This is a genomic window from Stenotrophomonas sp. YIM B13575, from assembly GCF_042787595.1.
Taxonomy (GTDB): Bacteria; Pseudomonadota; Gammaproteobacteria; order Xanthomonadales; family Xanthomonadaceae; genus Stenotrophomonas; species Stenotrophomonas lactitubi_B.
Map to the genome: position 1 here is coordinate 1 of NZ_JBHZOP010000102.1, position 13,161 is coordinate 13,161.

Below are 13,161 nucleotides of genomic sequence, written 5' to 3' on the forward strand. Positions count from 1 at the left end.
GCCGAGCCCATGCTCGGCTGCCCTTTGCCGCGCGCAAGGCAGCCGAGCATGGGCTCGGCTCTACAGCGGCGTGACGCGATCGGTTACAGCGCTTCCAGCTGCTTGCGCAGGTGGGCCAGCTGCGCGCGCAGGGTGTCGTTCTCGCGGGTCAGGTTCACCACGCGACGGCGCAGGGCCGGGGCATCCTCGCCCAGCTGCTCCAGCGCAGCCAGCACCTCGGCATCGCGGCTGGCGATCTCATCCTCGTTGGCTTCTTCGAAGTCCATTTCCGGCGACTCCGTTTCCGGCTTCGGCGCGCGCGGCTTGCGCTTGGATTCACGCACACGCTTTGCGGCCTGCTTCAGTTCGTCCTTGCCACCGGCGGCAGCGGCGCGCTGCTCTTCTTCCGGCAGGTCGGCCACGGCAGCGGCGGCACTGATCGAGATCATGCCGGCCTTCACCGCTTCCACCACCTCGGCCGCGGCCTGGGCGTGGATGCGCTCGATCATGCCGACCTGGCTGGTGCTCAGCTTGGCTTCGCGGGCCAGTTCGGCGCGGCTGATCTTCGGCGCCGGCTCCCACGGCGGGCTGTCTTCGCCGGCCTCATCGGCAGGCTCGGCGGTGCCATCGCTTTCGCGCTGCAGCTGTGCCTGCTCGACCTGCTTGCGCGCGGACAGGATGTCGCGCTTGCGCAGGGCCAGCACGCCGCGCTGGAAATCGGAGACGCTGCGCCGGCCCAGGTGCTGCTCGATCATCCACAGGTGCACGTCTTCCATGCTCTGGAAGCGGGTGTTCTGCACGGTATTGAACGGCAGGCCATGCTTCTGGCAGATGCCGTAACGGTTGTGTCCATCCACCAGCACCTCGCCCCACAGCACCAGCGCATCGCGGCAGCCTTCGGCGAGGATGCTGCGCTCCAGCGCCTCGTGTTCGTCCGCGGTGAGCGGGTCGATGTAGGCCTTGAGTTCTTCTTTGACGACGATGTTCATGGGCACGGCAACGGGCAGGAGCGGAACCGCCCATTGTACCCGCTCGCCACCACCGTCCCGGGCTCAGGCAGTGGCCCGGATCATCTCGCCCAGGGTGCCGGTGATCTGGTCGATCTGTGCCTTGTCCACGATCAATGGAGGTGACAACGCAATGATGTCGCCGGTACAGCGCACCAGCAGGCGCCCGTCGTGGAAGCAGCGGCGGAACACCTCGTAGCCACGGCTGCCGGGGGCGTCCTTGCGCGGCGCCAGCTCCACCGCACCGACCAGGCCGAAGTTGCGGATGTCGATCACGTTCGGCAGCCCCTGCAGGGCATGCAACCGCTCCTGCCAGTACTCGCCCAGTTCGATCGCACGCTCGAACAGGCGTTCCTCGGCGTACACGTCCAGCGTGGCCAGCGCCGCCGCGCAGGCCAAGGGGTGGCCCGAATAGGTATAGCCATGGAACAGCTCGATGGCCTGTGGCGGACCCTGCATGAAGCTGGCATGCACGCTGTCGCCGACCAGTACGCCACCCAGCGGCACCGCGCCGTTGCTGGCGCCCTTGGCGAAGGTCAGCAGGTCCGGGGTGACGCCGAAACGCTGTGCGGCGAACGCCATGCCGACCCGGCCGAACCCGGTGATGACTTCATCGAACACCAGCAGGATGCCGTGCTGGTCGCAGATCTCGCGCAGGCGTTGCAGATACCCCGGTGCCGGCAGGATCACACCGGCCGAACCGGCGATGGGCTCGACGAACACGGCGGCAATGGTGGAGGGATCGTGCAGGGCGATCAGCCGTTCCAGATCGTCGGCCAGCTCGGCGCCTTGGCGCGGCAGGCCCTTGCTGAAGGCATTGCGTGACAGGTCCAGCGTGTGCCGCAGGTAGTCCACGCCGCCGAGCTGCAGACCGAACTGACGGCGGTTGTTGGGCAGCCCGCCCAATGCCATGCCGCCGAAGCCGACCCCGTGGTAGGCCTTCTCGCGGCTGATGAAACGCGTGCGCTGGCCCTCGCCACGCAGGCGATGGTGGGCCAGCACGATCTTCATCGCCGAATCCACCGCCTCCGAGCCCGAGCTGGTGAAGAACACATGGTTGAGCCCGGCCGGGGCCAGCGCCGCCAGTCGCTGCGCCAGGGCGAAGGCCGGCGGCGAACCCATCTGGAAGGCGGGCGAGTAATCGAGCGTGGCGGCCTGCTCGGCGATCGCGTCGACGATGCGCCGGCGCGCATGCCCTGCATTGCAGCACCACAGGCCAGCGGTGCCATCAAGGATGGCGCGTCCATCCACGTCCTCGTAGTGCATGCCCTCGGCGCGCACCAGCATGCGCGGCGCGCCCTTGTACTGGCGGTTGGCAGTGAACGGCATCCAGTACGCGTCCAGTGAATCGGGGCGCTGGGTGGCCAGGTCGTGCAGGTCGCTTGCAGGGGTTTTCATGCCGGCTCCGTCGGGTCCGATGGCTGCGACTCTAGCGCAGCCGCGTCACGGATCTGTCGGCAGGCATGGCCCGGCGCTACCGTTCGGGCCTCGGCCTTGTGGTAGCGCGGGGCCATGCACGGCGAGCGCGCAGCGCGGTCGATCACGGTGGGGTCGCGGCCGCGCCGGTATAAACAAGGATCGTTGATTGCTGGAGCGACCCATGACCCACTTCCCCGACCGCAGCCACTGGCAGGCCCTGTCCAGCCGCGTGGCGATTCCCGGGCAAGCGTTCATCGATGGCCGCTACGTGGATGCCGCCAGCGGCGCGCGCTTTGACTGCATCAGCCCGATCGACGGGCGCGTACTGGGCGCAGTGGCCGACTGTGATGCGCAGGACGTGGACCGTGCGGTGGCCTCGGCGCGCCGTGCGTTCGAGGCAGGCCACTGGTCGCTGGCCAGCCCCGCCCATCGCAAGCGCGTGCTGCTGGCACTGGCCGCGCTGGTGGAGACGCATGCCGATGAACTGGCCCTGCTGGAAACGCTGGACATGGGCAAGCCGATCCGCGATGCGCGCCGCATCGACCTGCCCGGCGTGGTGCGCTGCCTGACCTGGACCGCCGAGGCGGTGGACAAGCTGTACGGTGAAATCGCGCCCACCGGCCCGCACGAGCTGGGCCTGGTGACACGCGAGGCCGCAGGCGTGGTGGCGGCCATCGTGCCGTGGAATTTTCCGCTGTTGATGGCCTGCTGGAAGATTGCGCCGGCCTTGGCGATGGGAAATTCGGTGGTACTCAAGCCCTCCGAGCGCTCGCCGCTGAGTGCGTTGCGGCTGGCCGCACTGGCGGCCGAAGCGGGATTGCCCGAGGGCGTACTGAACGTGCTGCCGGGCCACGGTTCTCGCGTGGGTGAGCCGCTGGCCCTGCACATGGACGTGGACGTGCTGGCCTTCACCGGCTCCACAGCGACCGGCGCGAAGCTGCTGGCGTACGCCGGTCGTTCCAACCTCAAGCGGGTGTGGCTGGAATGTGGTGGCAAGAGCCCGCACGTGGTGTTCGCCGATGCGCCGGACCTGGATGCGGCGGCCAAGGGCGTGGCGCAGGGCATCTTCTTCAATCAGGGTGAAGTCTGCACGGCCGGTTCGCGGTTGCTGGTGCAGCGTTCGATCCGCGATGACTTCGTGCACCAGGTGATTGCTTACGGCCAGCGCATGCAGCCCCGCCATCCGCTGGAGGCAGATGCCCCGATGGGGGCGCTTGTCGATGCCGCGCACGTGGACAAGGTGCTGGCCGACATCGCCCAGGCCGAAGCCGATGGCGCGCGCCTGCTGCTGGGCGGCCAGCGTGCCGAGGTGGAGGCGGGCGGTTGTTATGTGCAGCCGACGGTGTTCGACCAGGTGCGGCCGGAGCAGGCGCTGGCCCGCGAGGAAGTGTTCGGCCCGGTGCTGGCGGTGCTTGGCTTCGACGACGAAGCCGAGGCCGTGCGCGTGGCCAACGACAGCCGCTACGGGCTGGCCGCCGGCCTGTGGACGCGGGATCTCGGTCGCGCCCATCGCGTGGCCCGCCAACTGCGTGCGGGCAGCGTGTGGGTGAACGGCTGGGACGGCGGTGACATGACGACGCCGTTTGGGGGCTACAAGCAGTCCGGCAACGGCCGCGACAAATCGTTGCATGCGTTCGACAAGTACAGCGAGATGAAGGCCACCTGGATCCAGTTGTAGCGCCGAGCCGCGCCCGGCTGCCTTTGGTAGACGCCAACCTTGGTTGGCGCCGGGCAGATTCATCCACGCATGGCGTGGATCTACTGTAGAGGCGGCATGGTGGGATTCATCCACGCAGAGAGAATTCGTTGGCATCGGTGTCGGCTGAAACCATCGCCCCGTACAGCCACTGCCCCGTGGCAGAATCGGTCGATCCGCCGTTACCCGCCTTGCCGATGTCGACGATCACCGCTGCCGCGCCACCCGTGAATTCTCCCCGCCGTGTCCTGCTGGCCAGCCTGATCGGCACCACCATCGAGTTCTTCGACTTCTACATCTACGCCACCGCCGCGGTGCTCGTGTTCCCGCACCTGTTCTTCCCGGAAAGCAGCGACCAGGCCGCATTGCTGCAGTCGCTGGCGACCTTCGCGGTGGCCTTCATCGCGCGCCCGGTGGGCTCGGCGGTGTTCGGCCACTTCGGTGATCGCATCGGCCGCAAGGCGACCCTGGTGGCCGCGCTGCTGACCATGGGCCTGTCCACGGTCGCCATCGGCCTGCTGCCGACCCATGCGCAGATCGGCCTGTGGGCCCCGGCGCTGCTGGCCTTGTGCCGCTTCGGCCAAGGTCTGGGCCTGGGAGGCGAGTGGGGTGGGGCGGTGCTGCTGGCCACCGAAAACGCACCGCCGGGCAAGCGTGCCTGGTACGGCATGTTCCCGCAGCTGGGGGCGCCGATCGGCTTCCTGCTGTCAGCAGGCATCTTCCTGCTGCTCGGTCGCTGCCTGGGCCAGGGCGATTTCCTGCAATGGGGCTGGCGCATTCCGTTCGTGGCCAGCGCGCTGCTGGTCGGCCTGGGCCTGTGGGTGCGCCTGAACATCCACGAGACGCCGGATTTCAAGCGCGCGCTGGAGCGCAAGGCGCCGGTGCGTCTGCCGATGTGGACGGTGCTGCGCGACCATCCGCTGCCGATGCTGCTGGGTACGCTGGGTGCGTTCGCCACCTTCGTGCTGTTCTACCTGATGACGGTGTTCAGCCTCGGCCACGGCACCGCCGTGCTCGGCTACAGCCGCGAGCAGTTCCTGCTGATGCAGATGGTGGCGATGCTGTTCTTCGCCGCCGGCATCCCGCTGTCGGCACGTTACGGCGACCGCTGGGGCACCCGCCGCACGATGGCCATCGCCAGTCTGCTGATCATCGGCTTCGGCGTGCTGTTCGCACCGCTGTTCCAGCCCGGCAGTCCGTGGCTGGTGCTGACGTTCCTGTGCCTGGGCCTGTTCCTGATGGGGCTGACCTACGGCCCCTGCGGCACCTTCCTGGCCGAGATCTACCCGGTGGAGGTGCGTTACACCGGTGCCTCGCTGTCGTTCAACCTGGCGGGCATTCTTGGTGCCGCCCCGGCGCCGTACCTGGCCACCTGGCTGGCCGAGCGCTACGGGCTGGTCGCGGTCGGCTACTACCTGTGCCTGACCGCGGTGGTCACGTTGTGTGCGCTGCTGGCGCTGCAGCGCCGCCAGCGCTGATCAGCCGAAGAAGCGCTTGAGCGTGCGGCCCAGCCAGCCGCCGCTCTGGTGCTCGCGGGCGAACTGGTTCAGATGCTGCTTGACCTGTTCGGCATAGGCCTGGTCGTCGCCGCGGATATGGTTGAACAACCAGCGCGAGAGCATGGTGCGCAGCTCGTCGCTGATGTCCTCGCCGGCCTGGAAGCGCATGCGGTATTCCGATACCCGCTTGATGAAGACCTCATGCACACGCTTGTGCGCGGCACAGAACGGATAGCCCGCTTCCTCCATCAGCTCTTCTTCGAATGCGAAGTGCGACATGGTGTAGTCGACCACCTCGTCGATCACTTCGCCTACCGCCGCGCGCTGCAGGCTGGTCTGCGCCACGTGCAGGTGGTTGAGCATCTCGATGATGCGGCGGTGTTGTTGATCGATCACATCGATGCCGATGTTCAGATCGTCCTGCCAGACCAGTAGTGCCATCCCCGGCTCCCCTTCATGCGTATGTCGGGGCCGACTGTAGAGCCGCCGCGCCGGGGCGGCGTTGATCTGGATCAAAGCATGCCGGTCAGGACAGCGCAGCTTCGCGTGGACGCAACGGGCTGGCCACCGTGGTGCAGCTGACCCGGTTGCGGCCGCCGGCCTTGGCCAGGTACAGCTGGCGATCGGCCTCGGAAATCAGCCGGTGCAGCGCATCGCGTTGCGGCCGCAGGCAGCACAGGCCGATGCTGACCGTCATGCGCAGGGTGGCGCTGCCGATGTCCACTTCCAGCGCGGCGATGCGCTGGCGCAGCTCCTCGAAATAGAGCAGCGCTTCGTCCTGTTCCATGTCCGGCACCAGCAGGCAGAATTCCTCGCCGCCGAAGCGCGCGATCAGGTCCTGGCTGCGCGCGTGGTCGCCGACGGCACGGGCGACCGCACGCAGCGCATCGTCACCGGCTTCGTGGCCGTGGGTGTCGTTGATGTGTTTGAAATGGTCGATGTCGATCATCGCCACCGCCACGCACTGGCCATGCAGCTGCAGTTGCGGCAGCTGGCGCTGGCTCTGTTCCAGGAAGCAGCGGCGGTTGGGCAGGCCGGTGAGGAAATCGCGGGTGGCCAGGTCCTGCAGCGTGCCGATCAGCTCCAGCTGGTCCACATTCTGCGAGACACGGCAGAAGAACTCTTCGCGCGAGAAGGGCTTGCGCAGGAAGTCATTGGCGCCGTTCTTCAGGAAGCGCGGGATCAACGACGCATCGGTATTGCCGGAAATGCCGATCACCGCCACCTTGTCGCGCGAACGCAGGGTGCGCAGGCGGCGGGTGAACTCCACGCCCTGCATGCCCGGCATTTCCTGGTCGACCACGGCCAGGCGGATCGCCGGGTGCGCCTCGATCGCCGCCAGGCCTTCGCTGCCATCAGCTGCTTCGTACACCTCGTGGCCGTACATGCGCAGCAGGGCGGCGGCATAGCCGCGCGCGGACGGCGAGTCGTCCACCACCAGCGCGGCGATGCGCCGGTTGCGCTCCAGGCGCTGCACCAGCCACACCAGATAGTCGACGCTGCCCGGGGTGTTCTTCAGCACGTAGTCGATGATCTGCTGCTGCAGCACACGCTTGCGCAGGTCCTCGTCATACACACCGCTGACCACCACGGTTGGCAGGTTGCGCTTGAGGAAGAACTCGACCACCGCGTCGCGGTCACCATCGGCCAGCACCAGCCCGGTCAGAACCAGGAACCAGCCGTCCTCGGCAGTGAGCAGGCGGTCGGCCTCGGCCAGCGAGCTGGCCACCACCACCGGCAGCTCCAGGCGCTGCTCGATTGCCTCGCGCAGCATGCCGGTGAACGCGCGCGAGTTTTCCACCAGCAGGATCCGCTGAGGCAGGGGATCGGTCAGGTCGCCTTCCAGAGCGGCCTGCGACAGGACGGGCATGATGCGGTGGCTCATGTGGGAAAGTCTTGGCACGGATAGCGGCGGTTTCGGGTGTAACTTTAGCCGGGCAGGGCACTTGGCCCGACGGACATCGGTTCAGGTCGGCTGTATGATCGCTGTTCGAAGCTGCGAGGAGGGTTCGTGCAGCACCAGACGAAGCCGGTTGCTGCGGCAATGCACCGAGCCACCATAGGCCAGTATCCGACCGGCCAGACGTTCGACGGCCTGGTGGGTTGTCCAGGTCGACAGCACGCAGCGCCGGTCGAGCAGCGAGACCACTACCACGATGCCACGGCGACTTCCTGAGTTGCCGCACCGGGCCGCTACGCAGACCTGCCCGGATTCCAGTTCCAGCAGCAGTGAGACCGCCTCGATCAGGGTGCGGTAGATGGCCAGCTGCAGATCCACGGTCAGCAGGCAAGGGTTGCCCGCCAGTCTGGGCGGAGTCACGCGGTGCGTGTTGCTCCAGTTTTTGCATGCACCGCCGGCCTGCAGCGCGACATACAGCCCGACCTGTTCCAGCCCAGTGGGATAGACCAGGCTGGCCTGTTCACGGAACAGCCGTGAATGCACGGACGACGCATGTTGCAGGCTGTTTGCCACCGCATGGTGGCCTTGGGAGTTGAGCCAGTTGACCATCTCGTCGAGTGAACTGTCCATGCCCTCGCTCAGATGCTTGAGGTGGATGGCTCGTTCACGCAGCTCACGCTCGCTGGTCTGGTGGGAGCTGCGCGCCAAGCGCAACGTGGTTTCCTCTGCCAGACCGCGGGATCTTGCGCGCTGATGGTGATAGCTGATGCTGGATCCCAGCGCGAGCAGGGCGACACTCATCACCGCCATGTTCTGTTGGGTAGCGAACGTGCCCAGATCGAAGGAGGAGGGTAGGCCGGTGCTGGGCGTCGCGGCATGAAGCGGGAGGTTCAACAGCGGAATTGCGATGGCTGCACCGCGCCAGCCATGCATGAAGGTCAGGGCGATGGCGGGCAGGGCCGCTATCAGTACAAGGTGTGTGCGGGCGGTATGGGCGCTGCTGCCTGTCAGCTGCATACCCAGCCCCAGTATCAGCATCAACAGGATCGCTACAGAGGTAGGCGCTATAAAGCGGGGGAGCCAGCTGGGATCTGCGTGCCGCAGGGTCCACAGGAAGGCCAGCGGGACCAGGGTGATGATGGCCGCGAAGTGGCCGAAGATCGTTCGATCGACCGCGTCCAGCAGGTTGCTCGGCGGCGGATTGGACCAGAGGGCATATGAAATGCCCAGATTGAGACCCGGGACCAACAGCGCTGTGCATAACGACAACGACAGCAGCCAGAGGCCGGTGGCTGCCTCGGATGGTGTTCTCATTCGATGCAGATAGATCACCAGCATCGCCATCGGCATCAGCAGCGTCGACGCCAGGATGACCCAGTCCAGGCCGTAGGTATCGATCATGGGAAGGCGCAGCTTGGCGAAGTAGATGTATTCGCCGAGCAGTAGATAGGGCCACAGCCGCGTCGGGACGATCAGCAGCGCAGCCGCCCGGATACCCGCTGGCAGGAAGAACTGGTCCAGCGAGAACTGGCGCGAGATGAGGCAGCTGGCAGCGTAGACGGCGGCCAGCGCAAGTCCGACCGGCCGTAGGCGGAAGCTCACCTCGAAGGCATTCTTCAATCGGTCCAAAAAACCCCCCTTGCCATCGCTCAGCTACCGCTGGCCCGGGAATTGACACTATCCACGGATGAGTGCGGACGCAATCGGCACCCCATGTTCTTCTACCAAGGACATGGCACGCGGACATAGAGTGCACGTATGGGACTAAATCGTCCGGATTATCCACCCATCACTGCGTTGCTGCGGGAAGACGTTATTATCGTTGCGAAGTTGTTTGCTCTCACCCCGACCAGGAGGTCATTGTGCGATCCATGTTTTTTGGTGTTGTAACCACTGCAGCAGTGTTCGTCGCAGCTCCGGTATTCGCGAGTGATAGAGGAGGCGGTGACTACCACGGCAAGCCCTTGGCAAGCGCCGCAGTCTCGACCGCAGGGCTCGGTGAGACCGATCCCGCCGCTGCAGACATCAGCGCCGATCCCGCTTGGCAGGTGTACGCTTTCCAGCGCGATGGCGTGGTCTATCTGCAGGTCAACGATTTGGCCGGGCAGGTGAAGGTGATCATCGGCAACGCCGGTGATGCCTACTTTGCGTTGCCCGCGGGCAAGTCTGCGGCGCGTGTTTCTCTTCCCGGTCAGCGACTCACTGTTCCGGCTTCGGCACGGCGTTTCGAGGTCTATCGTGCGCAGGACGTGGTACTGGTGCGCTACGCGAGCACCGATGGCGACATCTGGTCCGTTGAAGCACCGTAGTACTCGTGCTTCAGGATCCTGGACGTGCAGGCGGCTAAAGCCGCTTGCACGTTTCCGCTCCAACACCGGTGGCGGTACATGCCTGCTACGGAATCAGAAGCCGGAGGGTGCTGTCATTCACGCCTTCGCGCGTGAGGCATCCGCTTCGAATCCCGAAAGGCTGTTTCTTCCATTTGACGAGAAAACATCCAGAGGGGCGGCCGTGCCCGTTTCCTTCATTGCCAGCACGATGCGATTCCGGGTGCATTTCAGCGCGCCCCCGTAGGCGAGCGTTCTCCCGGCCAAACGTTCCATGGCTGCGGCGACAGTCGCATCGGAGAGGTTTCGCTGTTGATCCAGCAGTGAAACCGTCATCAGGATTCCACGATGCGAACCGATCCGTCCGCAGCGTGCCCGCACGTGGATCTGCCCTGCTTCACCCTGGATCAGCAATGACACCGCGTCGATCACCGTGCGGTAGGCGGCCAGTTGCAGACCGACACTGAGTTGGCAGGGGTCGCCGAGCAACGCCGGATTGGCGACACGGGCCGTCTTCTCCCACGCTTCGCGAACGCCTCCTGCTCTCAAGGCAACGTAGAGTCCGAGGTGCTCCAGAGCAGTCGGGTAGATCATGCTTGTCTGCTCGCGGAGCTGGCGCGAATGGATCGATGCCACATGCACAAGGCTTTCCGCAATCGCAAGATGGCCCTGTGCTGATAGCCAGTTGATCACCTCGTCAAGCGCGTGATCAATGCCATCACCCAGCTTCCGTAGATGCAACGCACGTTCGCGAAGGTCAAGTTCACTGGCAACATGTGAGCTCCGCGCGAGTCTTATGGCATTTCTCTCCCCGACCTCCCGGAGTCGGTAGCGCCGATAGTAGTGGGTGATCCGGGAGCCAAGTATGAGCAGCGCTGCGCCGGTGACGGCCATGATCTGCTGGGTAGCGAAGGACGCAGGGTCGAACGACTCCGGGTGAGTGGCGGGCGTAGTCAGGCCGATGATCATGTTCAGGGTGGGCACGCCGATGGCGGCGCCCCGCCATCCATACACGCATGTCAGAAGGACCGCAGGAAGTGCCATGAGAAGTTGCAGAGACACTTTCGTCGTCACTGCATCAGCAGGCACATCCGCAGCTGACAGGCCGAAGACGACCATCAGTGCAAGAGCCCCAGCCATCTGTGCGACGTCACGCTTCCGGACCTGCACTTCGGCCTTCCCTCGCGACCAGAGCAGCACAAGTGGTGCGAACGTCAGGATGCCGATGAAGTCCCCCACCACCAAGCGGACGATGCCGGTCAACAGCGGGAAATCAGGTGGTGTTGGCCAGAGGAAATTTGCAAGAAGAAGGTTGATCAGCGTGACGGATACTGCGGCGAATGCAGCAACCGATATGAGCCAGGCATTCTTTACTGCCGAGATCACGTTGCGGTGGAGATGGACGATCGTCATAACGACCGGCATCTGGAACGCCGAGCCAAGAATGACCCACGTCAACCCGTACCGATCAATCATCGGCACGCGCATCTGTGCAAAATAGGCGTACTCACCGAGCAGCAGATAGGGCCAAAGCCGAGGCGGGCAGAGCAGTACCGCGGCAACACGTACGCCGGCGGGAAGATAGAACTGATCAAGCGAGAGCTGCCGTGTGGCCCAGCAGGCAATCGCGTACAGCACAGCCAAGGCAAGTCCTGCCGGATGGATGCGCAACTTCAGCTGCAGGCCTTCATTCCACCAGTTCAATCGCACTACCCCTTCACAGTACGTTCCCTGTCAGCATCCATTCGCCGCGGGACCCGGTTCTCACCGACGGTATCGACACGCGTTCCATTATGCAATCGCCTCAGCCTTCGGCCCGGCAAGTGAGAAAGTCATCACAGGAATACCGACGGCGACGAGTTTCACAGTTTTCGGGGGGCGGTAGATTCAGCTCGGTTTCCGATCAGCTCACCACAACGCATCGCGCAGCTTGTACCAGGACATCGCCGCCACCAGCAGCGGCATGCGCAGCAGGCGTCCGCCGGGGAAGGGCGCGTGCTGCAGGCGCTGGAACACGTCCAGACGCTCGCTCTGGCCCGCAATCGCGGCGGCAATGACCTCGCCGGCCAGCCCGGCCGCTGCCACGCCGTGGCCGGAGAAGCCCTGCGCGAAGTACAGATTTCCGTCCAGCCGGCCCCAATGCGGGGCACGGTTGCGGGTGATGTCCACATACCCGCCCCAGACCTGCTGCAGCGGGATGTCGGCCAACTGCGGGAACACCTCGTGCATGCGCCGCTGCATCACCCGGTGCAGGCCCGGCGGCGGCAGCGCGGAATAGCTGGCACGGCCGCCGAACAACAGGCGGTGGTCATGGCTGAGCCGGAAGTAATCCAGCGCCCAGGCGGTATCGGAGACCGCCATGTTGTTGCCGATCAGGGCGCGGGCGCGCTCGGCACCCAGCGGCGCGCTGGCGCCGATATAGGTGCCGACCGGCATGATGCGCCGTTCCAGCTCAGGCACCAGCCCCTGCAGCAGGGCGTTGCCGGCCACCACCAGATGCGGCGCGCGCACGCTGCCATGGTCGGTATGCAGCACCGCGTGTGCACCACGTTGAATGCGCGTTACCGGCGACTGCTCGTGGATGACCACTCCGGCCGCGCGCGCGGCATCGGCCAGCCCGCGGGCGTAGGCCAGCGGATGCAGGTGCGCGCTGAGCGGGTCGAACATCGCGGCGCGGTAGCGCGGGCTGTCCAGCTGCACGCGCAGGGTATCGCGCGGCCACCACTGCATCGGATAGTCGTAGTGCTGCTGCAGATGCTCGCAGTTGGCGCGCAGGTCCTGCTCGTGGCGTGCGCGGATGGCGACGCTGGCGTGGCCCTGCACCCAATGGCAATCGATGCGATGCCGGTCGATGCGCGCGCGCATCGTCTGTACCGCTTCGCGCGACCAGTCGAACAGGTGGCGTGCATCATCGCGGCCGAGCTGGCGTTCCAGCTCGTCGACTTCGCAGCCGTAGCCGACCAGCGCCTGGCCACCATTGCGGCCCGAGGCTCCCCAGCCGATCCGCTGCGCCTCCAGCACCACCACCCGCTGGCCGCGCAGGGCCAGTTCCAGTGCGGCGGTGAGGCCGGTGTAACCGGCGCCCAGTATCGCGACATCGGCCTGCAGTTCACCGCGCAGCGGCGGCAGCGCGGCCGGTTCGGGCAGGCTGCTGGCGTACCAGCTGGGCGGGAAGGCGGCGCTCACCGGCGGCCTCGCAGAAGCGGGAAAGGGCGTCGGAGCGGGGAAGGACGGTCGGGCTTCACGCCGATAGTTTGGCCCAAGCGGAGCGCCCGTGGTGTGACGGCAGCGGCTTGCCGTTGCCGGTGCCGGGCGGGTAACGTGACTGCACGCC

11 protein-coding genes are annotated in these 13,161 nt (G+C 65.9%); 3 read left to right on the plus strand and 8 right to left on the minus strand.

Annotated features, from left to right (window positions below):
* Positions 1-83 precede the first annotated feature (83 nt).
* Positions 84-968 (minus strand): plasmid replication/partition related protein, encoded by an 885-nt coding sequence (locus tag ACFX4F_RS15735; protein WP_099819997.1) that lies wholly within the window; start codon positions 966-968, stop codon positions 84-86.
* A 63-nt stretch (positions 969-1,031) separates the two neighbouring features.
* Positions 1,032-2,384 carry an aspartate aminotransferase family protein gene (locus tag ACFX4F_RS15740; RefSeq protein ID WP_176021199.1) on the minus strand — a complete coding sequence of 451 codons (1,353 nt, stop codon included), beginning with the start codon at positions 2,382-2,384 and terminating at the stop codon, positions 1,032-1,034.
* A gap of 202 nt (positions 2,385-2,586) precedes the next feature.
* Between ACFX4F_RS15740 and ACFX4F_RS15745 the strand changes: the two genes are divergently transcribed.
* Positions 2,587-4,083 (plus strand): aldehyde dehydrogenase, encoded by a 1,497-nt coding sequence (locus ACFX4F_RS15745; RefSeq protein WP_380656900.1) that lies wholly within the window; start codon positions 2,587-2,589, stop codon positions 4,081-4,083.
* 106 nt (positions 4,084-4,189) lie between these two features.
* Here the strand turns inward: ACFX4F_RS15745 and ACFX4F_RS15750 are convergent, their stop codons facing one another.
* The gene (locus ACFX4F_RS15750; protein ID WP_312112949.1) at positions 4,190-4,312 is read right to left on the minus strand and encodes a hypothetical protein; all 123 of its coding nucleotides are present in this window, start codon (positions 4,310-4,312) and stop codon (positions 4,190-4,192) included.
* Here ACFX4F_RS15750 and ACFX4F_RS15755 point away from each other — a divergent pair.
* On the plus strand, positions 4,299-5,579 hold the full coding sequence (locus tag ACFX4F_RS15755; protein ID WP_099820000.1) for an MFS transporter: 1,281 nt from the start codon (positions 4,299-4,301) through the stop codon (positions 5,577-5,579). The genes ACFX4F_RS15750 and ACFX4F_RS15755 overlap by 14 nt on opposite strands.
* Here the strand turns inward: ACFX4F_RS15755 and ACFX4F_RS15760 are convergent, their stop codons facing one another.
* The 3 genes from ACFX4F_RS15760 to ACFX4F_RS15770 form a co-directional block, all read right to left on the minus strand.
* Positions 5,580-6,041 carry a bacteriohemerythrin gene (locus ACFX4F_RS15760; protein WP_025875341.1) on the minus strand — a complete coding sequence of 154 codons (462 nt, stop codon included), beginning with the start codon at positions 6,039-6,041 and terminating at the stop codon, positions 5,580-5,582.
* A gap of 85 nt (positions 6,042-6,126) precedes the next feature.
* The gene (locus ACFX4F_RS15765; protein ID WP_380656958.1) at positions 6,127-7,470 is read right to left on the minus strand and encodes a diguanylate cyclase; all 1,344 of its coding nucleotides are present in this window, start codon (positions 7,468-7,470) and stop codon (positions 6,127-6,129) included.
* Positions 7,471-7,566: 96 nt separating this feature from the next.
* Entirely contained in the window at positions 7,567-9,129 is a 1,563-nt protein-coding gene (locus ACFX4F_RS15770) for an MASE1 domain-containing protein (RefSeq protein ID WP_380656905.1), read from the minus strand.
* A gap of 242 nt (positions 9,130-9,371) precedes the next feature.
* Between ACFX4F_RS15770 and ACFX4F_RS15775 the strand changes: the two genes are divergently transcribed.
* Positions 9,372-9,809, plus strand: coding sequence for a hypothetical protein (locus tag ACFX4F_RS15775; RefSeq protein WP_265952114.1), 438 nt, complete (start codon positions 9,372-9,374; stop codon positions 9,807-9,809).
* Between the two features lie 117 nt (positions 9,810-9,926).
* On the opposite strand, the gene ACFX4F_RS15780 is transcribed toward ACFX4F_RS15775, so the two are convergent.
* Entirely contained in the window at positions 9,927-11,537 is a 1,611-nt protein-coding gene (locus ACFX4F_RS15780; protein ID WP_363730980.1) for an MASE1 domain-containing protein, read from the minus strand.
* Positions 11,538-11,735: 198 nt separating this feature from the next.
* Positions 11,736-13,013, minus strand: coding sequence for an NAD(P)/FAD-dependent oxidoreductase (locus ACFX4F_RS15785; RefSeq protein ID WP_380656909.1), 1,278 nt, complete (start codon positions 13,011-13,013; stop codon positions 11,736-11,738).
* Positions 13,014-13,161: the final 148 nt, after the last annotated feature.